Source organism: Secundilactobacillus folii (assembly GCF_009720675.1).
Classification (GTDB): Bacteria; Bacillota; Bacilli; order Lactobacillales; family Lactobacillaceae; genus Secundilactobacillus; species Secundilactobacillus folii.
Window position 1 is genome coordinate 109,392 of the sequence record NZ_WNJO01000003.1, and the last position, 18,318, is coordinate 127,709.

An 18,318-nucleotide genomic window follows, 5' to 3' on the forward strand; every position below is an offset into this window, starting at 1 on the left:
GAAGTTTCTTTGGTTACAGAATACCTAAAATGATTGACCATTGTTTACATGAACGATTATTATAGAGTTTACTGAGAATATAATTGACAGGACTAATTAAAAAAACATAAAAGACGGGGAAATGACCTGAATTCTAATTTCAAATCACCTACACTTAAACAACGTCACCCTGCTACGGAGGCTATAAATTATAATGAGTAAAGATTTAAAAATATTAATTGTTGAAGATGACGAGGCACTTGCTCAAAGCCTCGAGCGGTTCTTATCAGAAATTGCTGAAACAACTGTCAGTAACGATGGTTTGGAAGGTCAAATGCTGGGTAAAGAGGGCATCTTTGACCTTACTGTTCTCGATCTCATGCTGCCACAGGTCGGTGGTTATGACATCTTAAAATACTGGCGAACCGAGTGTAAGTTAGACATGCCTGTACTGATTTTAACCGCCAAAGATACCCTAGATGATAAGGTTCGCGGCTTCGAACTGGGCGCAGACGATTACCTAACCAAGCCGTTCCACCGTGAGGAATTATTGATGCGGGTGAAGGCCTTGCTGCGTCGTGCTGGCAGTCTCGGTTCCGATAACCAGTTGACCGTGGCTGGTTTTACCGCCAATCTCAACAACCGAACCGTTTCTTTAAACGATAAAAATCTGTCATTGAATGGGAAGGAATACGACCTTTTGATCTACTTTCTGCAAAATCCTGACACGATTATTACTAAGGACCAAATTTTCGACCGTCTATGGGGCTTTGATTCTGATACCGCCCTTTCAGTGGTTGAAGTCTACATGAGTAATTTGCGTAAAAAAATTAAAACGGCTGACGCTCAGCAGCCAATTCGAACGTTAAGAAACGTTGGTTATATGCTCGAAACGGAGGCTTAATGTGAAACCTAAAACTCCTGAGAAACGGCAGCAACGACAGCTTTTTTGGAAGGAACTGGTCACCTTTGCGCTGTTGTTTGCCGCCCTTGGTCTAGTCGTTTACTTCCTTTTTGCTAAATCCGTTTACCGCGATATTAACGAAGGCTTTGAGGGTCAGAAAATTCGGATTCTTCAAAATGCCCCCCAACCGCAAATCAATCATCTAACTGGTCGCGCAGCACAGGATGCTAAAAATAAAAATCCCTCCAGAGGCGGCCCCTTCCGCACTAACATTGTCGTCTTTAATAAAAAGGGCAAAGTCGTTAACGATGCTATGTTGGGTGAGGATAACTTTAATCTATTAAAGAAAACCAAACTGGTCAAAAGCCACTTAAACCGGATCACAGAAACCACACTCACAGTGGACGGTGTTACCAGCCATTTCAAAACCTTGCTGATCAAGGTCCCAGCGACGAATCCAAACCCGATGTACTCTGGCCGCTACGTTTTGATCATGGAAAACGTTGACGCCGACTTATTAGCACTGTCAAGCTTCAGGAGAGCTCTGATTACAACTCTGATCATCTTCTGGGCGCTGGCAATTGCGATTGCTTACCTCTTGTCCAAGTCGAGTATGAAACCAATCATCAATTCGTGGCGTAAACAACGGGACTTCTCAGCCAATGCGGCTCATGAACTGCGCACCCCGTTAACCGTCATTCAAAACCAATTAGAATATCTGCTGACTAAGCCAAAAGCCCGGGTCATGGACGAAATCGACGAGGTTTCAACTGCGCTAGATGAAGTTCGTCATATGCAGACGTTGACTAACCGTCTCTTAATGCTAGCGCGTTCGGATTCAAACGTGATCCAACTGAACAAAACTGACGTTGACCTAGCTCCTTGGCTAACAAACATCTTAAAACCCTATTCTGATATTGCTATGAGCCAGCACAAATCTTTCCAGTCCACCATCGACTTAAAGGGCCATGGCACGCTAGACCCCGATTTAATTCATCAAGTGCTGACAATTTTGTTGGATAATGCGATCAAATACACGCCGGAACACGGAACCGTCAGTGTGAAAGCAACGAAGGTCCGTGATAATCTGCAGCTTGAAGTGGCAGATACGGGGGCGGGCGTCCCCGATGATGAAAAGGGCAAGATTTTCGACCGTTTTTATCGTACCGACAAATCACGCAATTCAAAGACTGGCGGTAACGGTCTAGGACTTGCCATTGCCCAATGGATCGTCAGCCAACACCACGGTAAAATTCTCGTTCGTGATCATCATCCTCACGGAGCTGTATTTGTCGTCAGCTTACCACTTTAAGGTCAATCTAAGTTTTATCCGATATAGTGGGCTCAAATTACGAGTAGAGGAAGACGAACCATGATGGATAAAACCACTGACTATTTGTCGATCGTGGTGCCGGTTTACAATGAAGCAGCCGGGATCACTGAAACCATTGACGTCCTAGAAAATTACATTGCTAATCGTTTAGAAGACTATGAGATCCTTTTTGTAGATGACGGCTCAACGGATAACAGCGTCCGATTGATTCAACAGGCAATGGATCGAAACGAAAACATTAAGCTCATTGAACTCTCCCGCAACTTCGGTCACCAAGTTGCGATTACAGCAGGACTGCGGTACGCATCCGGTGATGCAGTCGTGATCATGGCAGCAGACCTTCAAGATCCTCCTGCTGTGATCCCCGACATGATTGAAAAATGGCACGCTGGCAACCAGGTGGTTTATGGGCAGCGCGTTTCACGGGACGGCGAAAACCTATTTCACCGCTTCTTTTCGGCTCTTTTCTACCGCGTTTTTCGGGCGATCACCCACATTCACGTGCCGCTGGATGCAGGTGATTTTCGGTTGCTGGATCAACGAGTCGTGAGAATTCTCAGACAAATGAATGAACCTGATCCGTTTTTACGCGGCATGGTTAGCTGGGTTGGCTTCAAACAAACTAGTGTCCGATATGAGCGCCAGGCGAGAACCGCGAAAAATTCAAACCGTCGTGGACATCTGTTGCATTTAGCAATGGATGGCATCACAGCTTTTTCAGCAGTGCCGTTAAAAATTGCTACTTGGATAGGTAGCCTAGCAATGATTTTTGGTTTGGTTTATCTGGGTATCGAAGCCTTCATTGGCCTAACAACTTTAAAGGTACTTGTTTTTAGCTTGTATTTTCTAGTTAGCGCCGTACTGGTTAGCCTTGGCATCATTGGCAGTTATTTATTCCGAGTTCTTAACGCTACTAAACATCGACCACTTTACATCGTGGCGAGTACCCACGGCTTTTCAAATCCTGAACGACGCTCAATTGTTAGATTCCAAACAAATCACGTTCAGTCGCGTGAACAGTCATAATCGGCAATACCAAACTTTTAGTTGACGACGCTTGAGATATAGCGAAGTAGCGATTAACGAATCGACTTCTTCATACGCAAAAGAATCGAGAAGTAATCCTTTAGGGGATGGCTTCTCGATTCTTTGTTGTGTATAAATCATTAATATTTTAGCGCCAATTAAAGCCAAATAGCATTAGTCCCGTAACTGATTCACTGTGCATTTAGCCAAATGGTCGTTTAAAATTCCAACTGCTTCAAGTAGTGATTGGATAATCGTTGGGCCAACAAACTTGAACCCTGCTTTTTTGAGGGCTTTACTAACTTTTTGAGACAGCGGCGTCTGGGCTGGTAGATCTGTTTGGTGCTCATAACGATTAACAATTGGTTGACCATCGACGAAAGCCCACAAGAAGTCATTCAGTGTTTGACCCTTAGCGTGCCACTCATTTAACACCTGCGCGTTATGAATCGTATCAGCGATTTTGAGCCGGTTTCGAATGATACCCTGGTCGTGTAACAAACGAGCCACATCAGCGGCATCATAGTGTGCCACCCTTTCAACATCAAAGTTATCAAAAGCCTGCTTAAAGTTCTGACGTTTACGTAGCACGGTTTGCCAGCTTAGCCCAGCCTGCATCATTTCCAGTGTCATCAGTTCAAACGTTTCGCGTTCATCATAAGTGGGGGTCCCCCACTCGTAATCGTGGTAATGCTGCATCAACTCGTCGGCATCCGTAGCCCAATCACACCGCATTTCTCCATCTCCTGTTAGTTTATGAAACTTGTTTAGTCCGTAAAAGTTGGTTCAAATACTCATGGCTGGCCAGCATTTCGGCACAGTCATTTTGGTTAGCCAGATCAATTTCATAAATGTTAGTTGCCTTTCGGTTCACGACCTGCATGACTCGATACCAGTCGACACGACCCTTACCAAGTTGCAAACTGTCGTGGTGATCACCCATCGAATCAACCAGGTGGTAATGGACAGTCTGTAGTGCTAACCGCTTAACGCTATCGACTAATTTGTCGTTATTACCGTGCAGGACAATGAAGCCGTGGCTAATATCATAGCATAGACGGTAGTGATGTGCCATGACCGCTTGTTCAACCTCGGGATTACCAAAGTCGAAGATGGGTGAGGTTGAATTTTCAATCATCACGTGATCACCGCCACGTTTTTGGAAGTAATCCAACCGGTCAAGGACGACTTGGCGTGCGGTCTCCAAATTGCCAAAGGCAGCAACTACTTCGCGGGCATCGGAATAGGCGCCGTGAATCAGAACCTGAACGTCCAGCTTAATCGCTAATTCAATCAAAGCATCAGCGGTGCCCATCATGAACTGATAGCCATCGGGATCCTTCAACGCTGAAACCCCAACCTCATTATGATGGTGATCATAAGCCATCGGGTGATGAATCACAATATTATGCACACCAGCACCTCGGACGTACTTGATCATCTCTTCTAAATGAGCCAGCCCATTTTTCGTCATGTCATGGGCGTCTGTGTAAAATTCAAAAACGTTTGGTTGATACTGCAGCCGGTCGTTGATCTGTTCCAGCGACGTACTTGCTTTCAAACCTAAACTTGGCATCATCCTATCACCTCATTTCGTTAACCAGTTATAACACCAAACAGCTAATTTAACGATAAATTCAGCTTGGGTTCTCATAATCATAAGAAAGAATTAACACTTCTACTAAAATTAAGCTATTTTACCCGACCCACATAAAACTTGACAATTTGAAGTTAAAGTAGTGGACTTCACTTTACATAGATGAAATAATGTTGCCGAATATAACAACTAAAAGAAGGTGTCATCATGATTCGAAACCTGTTGCTACATTTGTTTTTGGCCACATTAAATGCAATAATTTTCTGCTTGCCATTTGGTTTCACCACTGCCAAGGCTGTTCAAGAGACGCCCTTTGGCCCTTACCGTTTCCCGACACCCACGGCAACTGTCCATATCACCGGCACCACTTATTACCAGACTGTCTGGCGGAAAGCCATCACCGCTTGGAATCGGACTGGAGCGTTCACGTTTAAGATTGCAACCCAACCAAAAGTCCAGGCTAAGACTTGGAGTAACACGACAACTCAGCTGAGCGTGGCTGGCCAGACGCAGCTTTTTAATAGCGGCGATGAGATCACGTCAGCCATTACCCAGCTGAATTCCGGCGTCTTTAAGTACTACCACTATAGTGAAGCCTCCCGGGTCATCGTGGCTGAACATGAATTAGGCCATGTGATCGGTCTTGAACACAACCCGTCGCCTCACAGTGTGATGTACTTTCAAAACCGCTACGTCCCGATTCAAGACGTCGATATTCAAAGCGTTCGCGACCATTATGCATTACCATTACTGCCAATTAGCGGCAACAACATTTCAAAATTAAACAATTCGTCCATTCACATCATTTGCAATATGAACGGCAAGCGCAATTTAAACGATCAGATAACAACGATTTTGAACTAACCAAACCTTCATATATTTTATGGCTGAGGTTTTCTAAATATCATTCTACTGAATATTATCAATCAGTAAAACCGACAATTGCGCCCGTTGGCGAATTGTCGGTTTTCTTTGGTATTTCTGATTTGAAGGCCAGTGGGAGTTTTGGACTGTGCTGAACTGGGCTGCTCAACGCAACGACCTATGTGTAAAGGCACTTCGGCACAATTCACGGCCAAGTGCGCCGCAAATTCTGCCGAAGTCCCCTTACACGCCGGTCGCTAACCGCGTTGCTCCGCACCTTAGCTGAATCGGGCTCCCCAACGCAGCGACCTATGTGTAAAGGCACTTCAGCACAATTCACGGCCAAGTGCGCCGCAAATTCTGCTGAAGTGCCCTTACACGCCGGTCGCTAACCGCGTTGCTCCGCACCTTGACTTAAATCAACGTCTCAATCGCACTACAAATTCTCTGCGTCACTACCGGATTATCCATCGTATACAGATGCACCCCATCAACACCCTCCGACAGCAGATCCACAATCTGATCCACCGCGTACGCTGTGCCTGCATCCCTCATCGCTACCGGATTATCCTGATAATGCGCCATCATCTTTAAGAACTTCTGCGGTAAACCGACCCCATTCATCGTGGCCATCCGCTTGATCTGCCGTTCATTAATCACCGGCATAATACCCGCTTGAATAGGAATCTTAATATTTGCCAGATCACAACGGTCTAAGAACTGATAAAAATGTTCATTTTCGAAGAATAACTGCGTAATAAGTTGCGAAACGCCTGCATCCACCTTAATCTTCAAATTTTGAATATCCGTTAGACTATCTTTGGCCTCCGGATGTACATCTGGATAACACGCCCCGATAATATTGAAGTCGCCCAACTGCTTGATCTCGGTCACCAGATCACTCGCGTACTTAAAATCACCCTTAATTACGCCATCTTTTGGTAAGTCCCCTCTTAACGCCAAGATGTTATCGACATGAGCCGCTTGAAGTTGATCCAAGTACTGCTTAACTGATTCATGGGTGAAATTAATACCCGGAATGTGTGCAACTGCTTCAATATCGTATTTTTCCTTAATATATCTGCACAAGTCAAGCGTGCCAGACTTGTTGTCACCACCACCAGCGCCATAGGTGACACTGATATAGGCCGGCTGCAATTTTGCCAGCGTTTCTAGACAGTTGTAAAACCGATCCAAAGCCTTTTCCGAGGCATTCGCCCTTGGTGGAAAGATTTCGAACGAGAGCACGGGTCGTTCTTCGAAACAATCAACGACTTTCATGAGCTAATTCCTTACGTACCTGTTTAGTTGCTGCGACAACGTTTTCCAGACTAGCTGTGGTTTCCTTCGTGCCCCGTGTCTTCAAACCACAATCTGGGTTGATCCAAACATTGTTCAACGGCACTTTCTTCAAAATCTTATGGATCGTGCCGGCAACTTCGCTTTCACTTGGGATCCGTGGAGAGTGAATATCGTATACCCCAGGTCCAACGTGGGTCTTAAAATGATCCTCTTGTAAGGTATCAAGTAAAGTCAGATCGGCCCGTGAAGCTTCAAACGAAATAACGTCCGCATCCATATCATCAATCGCATCAATAATATCGCCAAATTCACTGTAGCACATATGCGTATGAATCTGCGTCGTTGGCTTAACCTTACTGCCGACTAACCGGAAAGCTGGAATCGCCCAGTCAAGATAACGGCTGTACCAGTCCGACTTGCGTAATGGCAGTTTTTCCCGTAAGGCTGCTTCGTCGATTTGAATGATCTTGATACCGTGCTTTTCAAGATCCAGAGCTTCAGCCTGAATGGCTAAAGCAATCTGGAGTGTGGTTTCTTTTTTGGAGATATCTTCACGCGGAAACGACCAGTTTAGAATGGTCACTGGGCCGGTCAGCATCCCCTTCATCGGCTTATCAGTCAGGCTTTGAGCGTAAACTGATTCAGCCACGGTGATCGGCTGGTTTCGGCTGACGTCACCCCAGATAATTGGTGGTTTCACGCAACGGGTACCATATGATTGAACCCAAGCATTGCTGGTAAACAGAAACCCATCCAGTTTCTCGCCAAAGTATTCCACCATGTCATTACGTTCGTATTCACCGTGAACGAGGACATCAAGGCCAATTTTCTCTTGAAATTCAACGCATTGTTTGATCATATCACGATTAAATTGATCGTACTGTTTCTTGGTGATCTCACCACGCTTGTATTTAGCACGGTTGCGCCTTACCTCACGAGTTTGCGGGAACGAGCCAATCGTCGTAGTTGGCAATTCTGGTAAATCGAACTCCTTTTTTTGAATCTCAGCCCGTTCCTTGAAGGATGGTTCGCGGTGAAAGTCACTTTCCTTTAACGAAGCCACTTTATCAATGATGGCTTGATTTTCCTGGTAACGTGGCTTAGCAAATAGGGCTTCGTTAGCCTTTAAAGCATCCTCGCCGCTACCTCCCAAGATGTGATCCAAATCAGTCAGTTCAGTCAATTTTTCCTTCGCAAATGCCAGGTACTTCTTGTATTTTTCATCTAGCTGCGGCTCATTTTCCAGCGTATACGGTACGTGTAATAGTGAACAGGATGTTGACAGTACAATATTGGTCTTAGGCAACTTGTGAATCAAATTAAGTTTCTCGTCATAGTTTGCCTTCCAGACGTTTTTACCATTGATAACGCCGGCATACAGCACCTCATCATCGGGGAAGCCCTGCTTTTGAATCAGGTCAAGGCTTTCATCGCCTTCATGGAAATCCAGTCCAAGACCGTCAAAATCTAATGAGGTCAACAGGTCATAGCTGTCGCGAACATCGCCAAAGTAGGTCTGTGCCAGGACTTTCAACCCGTGCTTATTACTAAGCAGTGGTTTATAGAGGTCGGTAAACAATTCCAAATCAGCTTCGGATTGATCCTTCACTAATGACGGTTCGTCAAGCTGGATCCATTCAGCACCTAAACCAGCCAGTTTTGAAAAGACTTCCTCATAGGCACTGACAACGGCCTGCGTAAAGTCTGGCGCTTTTTTATTGTCCTCATACGCGCCTAGTTGCAGCAGTGTGTAGGGTCCAAGCAAAACCGGACGGGTCTGGTAACCTTGATCCTTTGCTTCTTGATACTCGTCAAAAATTTTGGTTCCAACCAGCTTAACATCCGTATCGTCCTCAAATTCTGGGACTAAGTAGTGATAATTAGTGTTGAACCACTTCTTCATACTGAGCGCAGTGGTATCGCCCTTTTCACCTTGATAACCACGTGCTTGAGCAAAGTATTCGTCAAGCGGTGATAAGTGAAGCGCTTTATAACGTTTAGGAACGATATTGAAAAGCGTTGCGGCGTCTAGAGTCGTGTCATAATACGAAAAGTCATTTGAAACCAACTGGTCAATACCAGCATCACTAATCGTTTGCCAATTTTGATGGCGGAGCTCCGCTGCAGTTTGTCCTAATTCGTCAGCAGTAATCTCATGCTTAAAGTATTTTTGCACGGCGAATTTTAATTCCCGATGTGTTCCAATCCGTGGATAACCAATGATAGTAGTTGTCATAATCTGTGTCCCCTTTATCTGATTCATGATTGTGTTCAACAATTAAACGTACTGATCGACAGTCACATGACTTGACCATCAATGCCGTCACCAAGTAGGAAACTGGCAGTTGCGATCTTATTACGATGTAAATAACTAATTTTGGTCACTGTAGTTTCTCCCTTCGTTCTTCATTGATGTTTGAGACGATTGTGGTTTAAAGGTGGCAAAAATGATTAGTGGTTTGAACCCATCAAATCTCATCCGCTTAGACCTCTTAATAAAAAAACGTCCTCACCCTCGCACTGCTGCGAAAGTAAGGACGATTACTCGCGTTACCACCTTAGTTCAAAGCCAGTTCACACTGACTTCCTCGATGGGTACCTGATGATACCCTTGTGCGATAATGGGCACTCCCATGGTATTCTAACTCACGCTCGAATACCCCACTTAGTTGAAGACCATCTTCACACTCGCCCTTTACCGCTTCCCATCGATCACGGCTCTCTAACAAAAGTTAAAAGTGCTACTCATCTTCTAATCTCTTTTTCATATCGTGGTTCTGATGATAAACTGATTAGAGAAAAATGTCAACCTTCGACTTTAATTCGGTTTAAATTCCTTCTCCACTTAAATATTAAGCTGCGTTTCGGTTCTTGCTGGATTATCAATGAAGAGACAATGATTAAAAAATACAGTCTAAATTGAACTTTCTGAGTAAAGTGTCTTATAATCAACATTAACTGATTTGAAATGAGGTCTAATCAATGAGAAGAACTGATCGAGAAATTACCGACGAGGCGACTAAACAAGCCATTTTGGCAAACGCTAAAGTCATCAACTTAGGTATACTAGATTTTCCAGCACCCTACGTTGTCCCTACCAATTACGGCTACGAAATGGTGGCTGGCAAACTGCGGCTTTACATTCATGGGGCATCCGAGGGCCGTAAACGGGGGCTGATTGCTGCCAACCCCAACGTTTCATTCAGCATTATTGACCAGACTGGGCTGTATACGCCAGCTGACGGTGAACCCGTCAGCCACTACAGTTATTTTTATCGCAGTCTGCTGGGATCTGGTGTGGCGACGCTGGTGGACGATTTAACAGAAAAGGAGCATGCTTTGCGCTTAGTGCTTAAACATGAAGTCGGCCATGAAGTGCCTGGTGAAATTAGCCAGCATGACTTGGAGCACGTGGGCGTGATTCGAGTAGACGTGGAACAGTATACAGGCAAACAGCATTTGGCCAACTGAGGATGCAACTAATAATCCAGGCGTGATTTACTGAGCAACAGTAATCACGCCCTTTTTGTGTATTTTTGTCTATCAGCGGTTGGCGTGAGCAGCCAAACCTTTTGATAGTTTCGAACGAAGCTAGCAGCATCATGATAACCAGCCTTCACGGCGATTTGCTCAATCGTTAATGAGGAGGCTAAAACCAACGGCCGGGCTAACTTGCAACGAAATAGATTAAGCAACGGGTTAAAGGTCAGACCAAATTGTTTTTGTAGACGATCACTAACGGTATCAATGGAGAAGTTAAAATGCTCAGCAATTTGAGCTACGGTCAGTGGCTCAGAACAATGTTCCAGTAGATACACGCCAATCACCCAGCCATCACTAACACCAATCAACTGATGATTGACCTTTAACTGAGCTCGGTACGCACCTGGCAGCAACCGATGAGTTCGCTGAAACTGATAGTAAAAAGTACCAATGCTATGAAAACCACAAACGTTGGCAATTTGTCGAACTGTTAATTCAGAGAATTGCAATAACGCTGTGGCGTTACGGATTCGAACTTGATTAAGTAATTGGTCAAAAGTGAAGCCGCTAATTGCTTTAAGCCCTCGTTGAATTTGTTCCTCACTGGCACCAAAAAGTGCTGCCAGTTTACTCAAAGAGATATTCGATTGGTGATGAAAAGTGAGATACTTGAGCCACTGCCATGCTGGGTCAACGTCTTCGTGAGGTGAAGGGAGTTTGACCCCTGTTTGGAATAGATGCAACAGATAAGAAGCTACTGCCAGATTCAAGCTTGGCGTTCCATTATTAGATAATTGCTTCTGCCGAATAACTTCCTGGCAGAACTGCGCGAGAAAGTTCAGTTCACTTGCGGTAACTCTGATGATTGGATAGTATTGCTCTGTCCTTTTTAAAGCTTCCGCATAGTTATTTTCGTCTGTTGATGATAACAATGGCAGCCCCATGCCCATTCGAACGCGAAATAAGTCAACCGTTTGATTGGTTTGCAATGTTAGCTGCTGCATCTGGTAAGGCATTAGTTCAATAATTTCACCCGCGACTAATGAAATTGACTGACGATTAATTTCAAGTCTCGCACTCCCAGCAGTAATGATGAGAAATTCCGCTTCATCCGAGAAATAAGCTGGTTGAGAAGAGCTAATTTTTTGACTCACAATAGTCAGTGCCTGTGGTTGATACTCCCCGGACAAATAATTGGCACTAACGTAGGGCATCGTATCACTCATTGTCATTCTCCTTTTGAACAATTAACCGATTTTTATTAATTAAGCGTTTTCATATTCTATTATACTAATAATGGCAAATAACCAGTAAAGGAAGTTTTAAAAATGGCTAGATTAACGGGTAAAGTAGCAATTATAACTGGTGGTTCACAAGGAATGGGCGCGTCACACGTAAAACTGTTTGTTGCTGAAGGTGCTAAAGTGGTTTTCACCGATATTAACGCGGAGGCTGGTGAGAAATTAGCTGACTCACTGGGTGATAACGCTTTATTCGTGAAACAGGATGTTAGCAATGAAGAGGATTGGCAACACGTGATTGAAACGACGATCGCTCACTTTGGTCAATTGGATATTCTTGTTAATAACGCTGGAATCACCTATGCAAAGTCGCTATTTGACGTTTCAACTGACGATTACTTAAAGATTGTCAAAATTAATCAATTAAGTGTCTTTTTAGGTATGAAATACGCGGCAGCCGAAATGAAAAAGACCGGTCACGGTAGCATCGTCAATATTTCATCAATGAATGGTCTGGTGGGTGGTGCAATCGGGTACACTGATACTAAGTTTGCTGTGCGCGGAATGACTAAGGCCGCCTCCTTAGAGCTGTCTCACTATGGAATCCGGGTCAACTCCGTTCATCCAGGCGTCATTTCAACGCCAATGATTCACCAAGGAGATACAGATGACGCCGTGAAACAGTTTGCTAAGGCGATTCCATTACAACGCATCGCAGAGCCTGAAGAGGTATCCAAGATGGTGCTGTTTCTAGCTTCAGATGACGCCAGTTATTCCACTGGTTCAGAATTCGTGGTTGATGGCGGGTTAACGGCTCAGTAAAACGTTAGTACATTGTTTGAAAGCTGATTCAGAACCGCTGAATTTTTGGTGGGAAGGTCCACCTAAGTTCAACTGAATTTAACATCCCGAAACGACTGTGGCAAAGATTCGATAACACGGTCACTAAAAAACGACTTATCGCTAAAGTCCAAAAATCAGATTTTGCGATAAGCCGTTTTTCTCTGTGGAATTAAAGCAGGAATAATCGTTATTTACACCACAAATGTACTGCCAATAAAAGAGCCGTTTCCCCGAATAACAGCTCTCTTTTGAAGCCCTTTGATCAATTTTTTCGCCAACTGATGGCTGTAGTTTCCCGATCTCGTTTAACTAACTTATTCAACTGGTTAAACAGCGGTCGTTGCTGCACGCCGTCCTGAGCGTACGTCTCGGCACTTTTAGTGTCAGTCACCGAGCGAGGAAATTGAGCCCGATAATCCAGGTTGACCGCCTCTTCATCTACCTTTTGAATCGAATAGTACCGGTTAGCAAAGTACATGACACTTTTCATCTGCGGATTGTGTGCCAGACCCATGGTATGACCTAGCTCGTGTTCTGCCACATCGATCCGTTGCTGATGGGTGTACTTGTAAGTCTTCAGTGTTGTACTGTTAAGATAAGTGTCGACTTTGGTGATCAAGTCGTCATTGTTGTAGGTGACATACGTCAAACCCGCGATACTGGCCTTTCTTTCGTTTAGTGGCATCGGAGCAATCGTGATCTGCGCTTGGGCAGCCGTGGTCAATCTGAACTGAAAGACGTGTTCGTGATTCCAGTTAGTCAGCGCTTGACGCCAGATCTGCTGATAATAGGGACTCGTGACAGTCATGCGAACGGTGGCTTCATCAGTGGCAAAACGGTAAGGCTTAACCGGCGTGATCTCGGCCTGCGCAGTGATCGCGGCGCCACAGGCTAAACCAACCAACCCAACAAACAGACATAATAATAGCTTACCTGCACTAATGAACATAGTACTGCCTCCTTTATCATTGGTTAAAACTGTCAAATAAATCAACGGATAAAGTTGGATGTACCCCAATGAGATAATATCATAGAATGTCTTAAAACCAGTTTATGATGCTTGTGAAATTGAATCGTTTAACAACCTTGCAGATAGCAGCTTTCAAAGGCTTTTTTCGTGATTTTTCGGTGACCCCAATAACCAATAAACTAACCCACCCACGAAAAAACCAACGAACCATGACACATTCACGGTGAAGGCTGCTGCAACTGCTCCCAATATTAGTGCCAAGGGTGCCCGCCAAGTATAGAGTGGCACTTGCGGTGCATAGAGATCGGCCATGGAAACTTTTTGACGTCGATGCACGTAATACTCAATCAAAATAATTGCCGTCATTGGACCCAAAAAGATGGCGTAAATATGAATAAACAGGGCTAAACCAGTAGCTGAACTATTTTGCACGAGCAACCACGGACACGTTAGTACTGCCAAGACGCCAATAATTGCGGTGGCGCCTTTTTGCGGCATCTTCAAGATCCCCGTTAGCATGTAAGTCGGCGGCATGATGTTGGCAACGGTATTGGTCGTGATCGTTCCCAGCACAATGAAAACTGAAACGATAACAGTCACGGCTTGATTGTGAAAGAGTACGGCCATGGCATTGACCGGGCTGGCGATCCCCGTAACTACCGCAATCATGGCGCCAGTTAGGATCGTTAACCCATACGCTATGCCAATGGGTAATAAATACAATAGTGCTCGTCGTCCGCTGCTAACGCCCGTTTTCAGCTCCCGTGAATAATCGGCGGCCGACTCAAAGATGGCGGTGTAATTACCAAGAAAGGCTACGATTAAACTCCAAAATGGCAGTCCCCACGTGCCTTTAGCGTGCACAAATCGTTGTTGAATCGCCAACTGGTGCTGAGTAATCAAAAGAATGAAAACACCCACCATGGCAAGCATCACCAGCGTTGCAATGAGACTATTCACAACCTTGATGGATTTAAATCCACCTAGCGCAAGTAGCACTTGCATCAGTTGAAAAATCAAAAAGGCCTGAAAAGTGTAATCCTGTCGATAACCAAAAAGAATCCGTCTAATCTGATTCAGTGCCAGCGCACCCGTCCAGCTTTGAAAACCAAACCAAACGATGGCTGGCACCCCGCGCAGAAGACTGGCAAGCTTGGCACCTTGCTGCCCGAACGATAATCTCAGTTGAATCACGTACGGTGCTCCCGTTTGATAACCGAAACGATCATTGAAGGTAAAAATCAACGAAATCAACGAAATGGCAATTATTGCAGCAGTCATCGTCTGCATCAGGTTCAACGTTGCAGCACCAGCCACGACAATCGAAGAGCCTAAGGTAATGTTGCCAATGTTGAAGCCATCACCCAGCCACATCGCCGCGTAAGCAAGCGTACCAACATGCCGTGTGTCAGTGGTCAACGGCCGTAAATCAGCGGCAACGTTATCCCACCTATCATTGCTGATGGATGGTGTCATAACGTTGCCTCCGTTCGCAGGTCGTTCGTTAAGAATTTACCAGTTGGCTCTTTACTGAACGGTCGTCCCAGTTCAAAAATCGTTTGGCCACGTAAGAGGGTTCGCGTTACTCGACTGTGAATCGTCCGGCCAACGTAAGCAGACAGTTTATTTTTATAGAATAGATCCTCATTACGTAACGTATAACTAGCGTTAGGGTCCAGCAAAACAAAGTCCGCATCTTTACCAACCGTGAGTTGCCCCTTCTGTGTCAGGCCGAATAGTTCCGCAGGACGTTGGGCTGTCAAATGCACAAACTGGGTGACGGATAACTTGCCGGATTTTACCCCCACATCGTAAAACAAGTCCACGTTATTCTGTGCCCCACTGATACCACCCCAGACTTCGAAAATATTATTGTGAGGGTCAGCCTTCATTGCTGCTGGTGCAGGTGAGTGGTCAGAGGTCACAATATCCACGTGACCAGCTTGGACTTCGTGCCAGAGGTCGGCCTGGATCTCAGGTGACCTCAGTACAGGCGCACACTTAGCTAGCGGCCCAATGCGCTTAAAATCAGCTGTCGTCAGGGTCAAATAGTGGACACAGGTTTCACAGGTCACGTCCTGTCCTGCCTGGCGCGCTCTTTGAACCTCTCGGACTGCTGCCCCAGTTGATAGGTGAACAAAGTGCAGTTTGCAGCCGGTCTGTTTAGCAATATACAGAGCTCTTCTTACTGCTTCGACCTCCACCATTGGCGGTCGAGAATCAATGTAGGCTTGAATGTCAGTATGACCCTGTGCAATTTCTGCTTCGGCTAGTCGATCCGTTAACACCGCATTCTCTGCATGCAAGGATAGTCGCAGCCCAGTCTTAGCAGTGGCTTGCATCCCCCAGTAGAGATCATAATCGTCCACGTTATGAAAATCACCAGGCGTGTCCGTCCCAGCCGTTGCCATAAAAGCTTTAAATCCCGCTGCCCCAGTAGCTGCCATCGCTTCTATTTCAGCCTGATTCCCCGGTACCAAGCCACCATACAGTGCGAAATCAACATACGATTTACCCGAGGCAATTTGGCGATGACGGTTGAATTCAGCAGCTGTCGTGCGCGCTGGCAGGGCATTTAACGGCATCACCACCATACTTGTGGTGCCACCGGCCGCCAGTGCTTGGCTGCCAGTTTGGTAATCTTCCCAGTCGCTGCGCCCCGGCTCGTTGATGTGGACGTGGGCATCCACCATACCAGGCAGTACCAGTTGCCCCTTGGCATCAATCGTTGTTACCGCAGTTAAGCCGTGATTTAACAGGTTCCCGATGGCAGCAATTCTGCCATTCTCAATTGCCAGCTCACCTTTAACGACGCTTGTCGGGGTGACAATTGCAGCATTTTTAATAACGGTCGCTACTTGCATTTGATTTCCTCCAGACACATTGGGGGCTGGAAATTGCGCAAATAAAAAGTCCATCTGAATAACTCAAATGGACTGGTAGTCTCTCGACTAATGGCGCTCCCTACGGCAGTACGAACTGCATCAGGTTATTTGGGTATCTCTCAGCTATCGCTAGCACCCCAGACCACAATGTTTTATTGTCTATTATTAAATACAATTTGGTAGATGATGTCAAGCACCACTCATGAATCCGTGGCGAATCGAGAGCTCATTCACTGAAAAAATCAGTTTACCGATCATTAACAGCATTAACTAACTGCCACAACCTTAGCGACCTTTTCCAACTTCACCTGAACAATTTTCTTTCTTAAATTATCCCAGTTTGACATTTGTAGTGGATCCGACCAGGTCACTTGCGGAATATCTCGAATACCAGCCACGAAGATATCCGACAGATAAATATCAACGTTACTGCTCAGATGATCAGCAAAAACGATGCCACCACCAAGGTTAACGCGAATCATCTGTGAAAAATAGTCCTTTGGAATTTCATTTTGAACAAAGTCCACACAGATCGTCACTTTATCTTGCATTAAACGGCTAGGAATACTGTCGATCAGCACCCGCAGATAAAAATTGGTTAAGTCAGTTTGACAACCATTTGCCAAATTGAGTTTAAAAATCGCCGTTGCTGTTCGGACTAGGTCTTTAGCCAGTAGTGTCAGTCCCGGAAAGTTGCGGGTCAGATGCTGACCATCTCTGCTTTTGACTTTATACATCTGATTAAAGTCAAAAACTAGAAATGAGTTGCTCATCTTTGCCAAATGCAAGGCAATTTGATGCCGCAATTGCTCTGAAAATTGATCCTGACTTAAGACTGGTGTGTTCGCCAGTACGCGTTCAAATTGCTGCGTAGCGTTAACAAACTGTTTTTCAAAAGTGTTGGCGACTTTCACCGGCGCGTGCTGGACGATCTCTTCACTGGCCATGAATAAAAGTAGAAAACCAACTTCAGAATCAATATCGGCTGATTCCGCATGTGGTACATTTTTAAGGTAGTAGTTCTTTAAGAATGGTAGTCTGCTATCAGGCTGTAATTTGGCTAAATGACGAATATTAACAAAATGGCGGCCTTGTAATCGTTTGTACTGAATCTGAAAGAACATCCGCAACTTTAACTGTTGACCCGGTGTGAGTGAAAGTTTAAAAGTCATGGTGATAAAATTACAGAATTTAGCAGTTTCAGTATTAATATCTGGAAATGGATTCTCAATGCCATTAAAGAAATGAGCGTAAATATTGGTCAGCTGAACTCGCTTACGCAGTTCAGGATGAACATTTAGAACTGGTGACTTAGTAGGCTGTTGATTGTCATTCAAAATTGGATCCATTTCAGCTCGAATTGCATAGTATCTTGACTGACTCAAGTAGTGTTCTTTAAGAAACTGCTGACGGGTCTCACCCTGTCGATCGACGTATTCATATTGAAAAATCTGGAATCGAAGCGAGCGTTTCAGGTATTTCAGCTGAATGGCTTGCAACAGACTAAAACTAAGGTTGTCACCGACTAACTCATTGTCTTCAAAAACCAGTCGACAACTGGTTTCTTTAAATTGATTTAGGTCTTCAATTAAACTATTTAGCAACTTATTCAAGCGATATCGCGTTAACCCCAAGTCATCTAATAGCCGTTTTATACTAACTCTCCTAGCTCGACTATGATCTAACTTCAGCAATATCTGCATTTTCACCCGATCGTCCTTCTCCAAAAACGTAAAATATTCCATTGTGGCTCCCCCTATTTCACTGTAAAACAAAACGCCGGAATCCCAACATTCGGCATTTATATTTTTCTCTGCGTAGCTTCTCCCAAAAAGCTAGTAAAAATAACTCCAACAACGATATTCTTGTTGTTTTTAATCCCAAATACAAT

General features: G+C 44.8%; 15 protein-coding genes and 1 riboswitch. Of the genes, 6 read left to right on the top strand and 9 right to left on the bottom strand.

Features of this window, described 5'->3' with window-relative positions; genetic code table 11:
* Positions 1–193 precede the first annotated feature (193 nt).
* Genes GM612_RS03570 through GM612_RS03580 form a run of 3 tightly spaced genes read left to right on the top strand, consistent with a single transcriptional unit; the run spans position 194 to position 3,242 of the window.
* Positions 194–883 (top strand): response regulator transcription factor, encoded by a 690-nt coding sequence (locus tag GM612_RS03570; protein WP_155431017.1) that lies wholly within the window; start codon positions 194–196, stop codon positions 881–883.
* 1 nt (position 884) lies between these two features.
* A complete protein-coding gene (locus GM612_RS03575) occupies positions 885–2,195 on the top strand; it encodes a sensor histidine kinase (RefSeq protein WP_343031783.1) in 1,311 nt (436 codons plus the stop codon).
* 60 nt (positions 2,196–2,255) lie between these two features.
* Positions 2,256–3,242: a glycosyltransferase family 2 protein gene (locus tag GM612_RS03580; RefSeq protein WP_425500326.1), complete on the top strand. Its 987-nt coding sequence runs from the start codon at positions 2,256–2,258 to the stop codon at positions 3,240–3,242.
* Positions 3,243–3,416: 174 nt separating this feature from the next.
* On the opposite strand, the gene GM612_RS03585 is transcribed toward GM612_RS03580, so the two are convergent.
* Positions 3,417–3,977, bottom strand: coding sequence for a DNA-3-methyladenine glycosylase I (locus GM612_RS03585; RefSeq protein ID WP_155431019.1), 561 nt, complete (start codon positions 3,975–3,977; stop codon positions 3,417–3,419).
* A gap of 19 nt (positions 3,978–3,996) precedes the next feature.
* The gene (locus tag GM612_RS03590; protein ID WP_155431020.1) at positions 3,997–4,821 is read right to left on the bottom strand and encodes a TIM barrel protein; all 825 of its coding nucleotides are present in this window, start codon (positions 4,819–4,821) and stop codon (positions 3,997–3,999) included.
* A 225-nt stretch (positions 4,822–5,046) separates the two neighbouring features.
* Here GM612_RS03590 and GM612_RS03595 point away from each other — a divergent pair, with 225 nt between their 5' ends.
* A complete protein-coding gene (locus GM612_RS03595) occupies positions 5,047–5,703 on the top strand; it encodes a matrixin family metalloprotease (protein WP_155431021.1) in 657 nt (218 codons plus the stop codon).
* A gap of 414 nt (positions 5,704–6,117) precedes the next feature.
* On the opposite strand, the gene metF is transcribed toward GM612_RS03595, so the two are convergent.
* Positions 6,118–6,984 (bottom strand): methylenetetrahydrofolate reductase [NAD(P)H], encoded by an 867-nt coding sequence (gene metF, locus GM612_RS03600; protein ID WP_155431022.1) that lies wholly within the window; start codon positions 6,982–6,984, stop codon positions 6,118–6,120.
* Positions 6,971–9,241: a 5-methyltetrahydropteroyltriglutamate--homocysteine S-methyltransferase gene (metE, locus tag GM612_RS03605; RefSeq protein ID WP_155431023.1), complete on the bottom strand. Its 2,271-nt coding sequence runs from the start codon at positions 9,239–9,241 to the stop codon at positions 6,971–6,973. Before metE ends, metF begins: the two co-directional genes overlap by 14 nt.
* A 746-nt stretch (positions 9,242–9,987) precedes the next feature.
* On the opposite strand from metE, the gene GM612_RS03610 reads away from it, so the two are divergent.
* Positions 9,988–10,476 carry a pyridoxamine 5'-phosphate oxidase family protein gene (locus GM612_RS03610; RefSeq protein WP_155431024.1) on the top strand — a complete coding sequence of 163 codons (489 nt, stop codon included), beginning with the start codon at positions 9,988–9,990 and terminating at the stop codon, positions 10,474–10,476.
* Positions 10,477–10,520: 44 nt separating this feature from the next.
* On the opposite strand, the gene GM612_RS03615 is transcribed toward GM612_RS03610, so the two are convergent.
* Positions 10,521–11,714 carry a helix-turn-helix domain-containing protein gene (locus GM612_RS03615; protein ID WP_173021211.1) on the bottom strand — a complete coding sequence of 398 codons (1,194 nt, stop codon included), beginning with the start codon at positions 11,712–11,714 and terminating at the stop codon, positions 10,521–10,523.
* Positions 11,715–11,816: 102 nt separating this feature from the next.
* Between GM612_RS03615 and GM612_RS03620 the strand changes: the two genes are divergently transcribed.
* Positions 11,817–12,551 carry a glucose 1-dehydrogenase gene (locus GM612_RS03620; protein WP_155431026.1) on the top strand — a complete coding sequence of 245 codons (735 nt, stop codon included), beginning with the start codon at positions 11,817–11,819 and terminating at the stop codon, positions 12,549–12,551.
* Positions 12,552–12,834: 283 nt separating this feature from the next.
* Here GM612_RS03620 and GM612_RS03625 read toward each other — a convergent pair whose 3' ends face one another.
* The 4 genes from GM612_RS03625 to GM612_RS03640 form a co-directional block, all read right to left on the bottom strand.
* Positions 12,835–13,521 carry a matrixin family metalloprotease gene (locus tag GM612_RS03625; protein ID WP_155431027.1) on the bottom strand — a complete coding sequence of 229 codons (687 nt, stop codon included), beginning with the start codon at positions 13,519–13,521 and terminating at the stop codon, positions 12,835–12,837.
* Positions 13,522–13,674: 153 nt separating this feature from the next.
* Positions 13,675–15,018 (bottom strand): NCS1 family transporter, encoded by a 1,344-nt coding sequence (locus tag GM612_RS03630; RefSeq protein ID WP_155431028.1) that lies wholly within the window; start codon positions 15,016–15,018, stop codon positions 13,675–13,677.
* Positions 15,015–16,406 carry an allantoinase AllB gene (allB, locus tag GM612_RS03635; protein WP_155431029.1) on the bottom strand — a complete coding sequence of 464 codons (1,392 nt, stop codon included), beginning with the start codon at positions 16,404–16,406 and terminating at the stop codon, positions 15,015–15,017. Before allB ends, GM612_RS03630 begins: the two co-directional genes overlap by 4 nt.
* Before the next feature lie 79 nt (positions 16,407–16,485).
* A riboswitch (TPP riboswitch) is annotated at positions 16,486–16,577 on the bottom strand.
* Between the two features lie 116 nt (positions 16,578–16,693).
* Positions 16,694–18,172, bottom strand: a complete 1,479-nt coding sequence (locus GM612_RS03640; protein ID WP_155431030.1) for a hypothetical protein — start codon at positions 18,170–18,172, stop codon at positions 16,694–16,696.
* Positions 18,173–18,318: the final 146 nt, after the last annotated feature.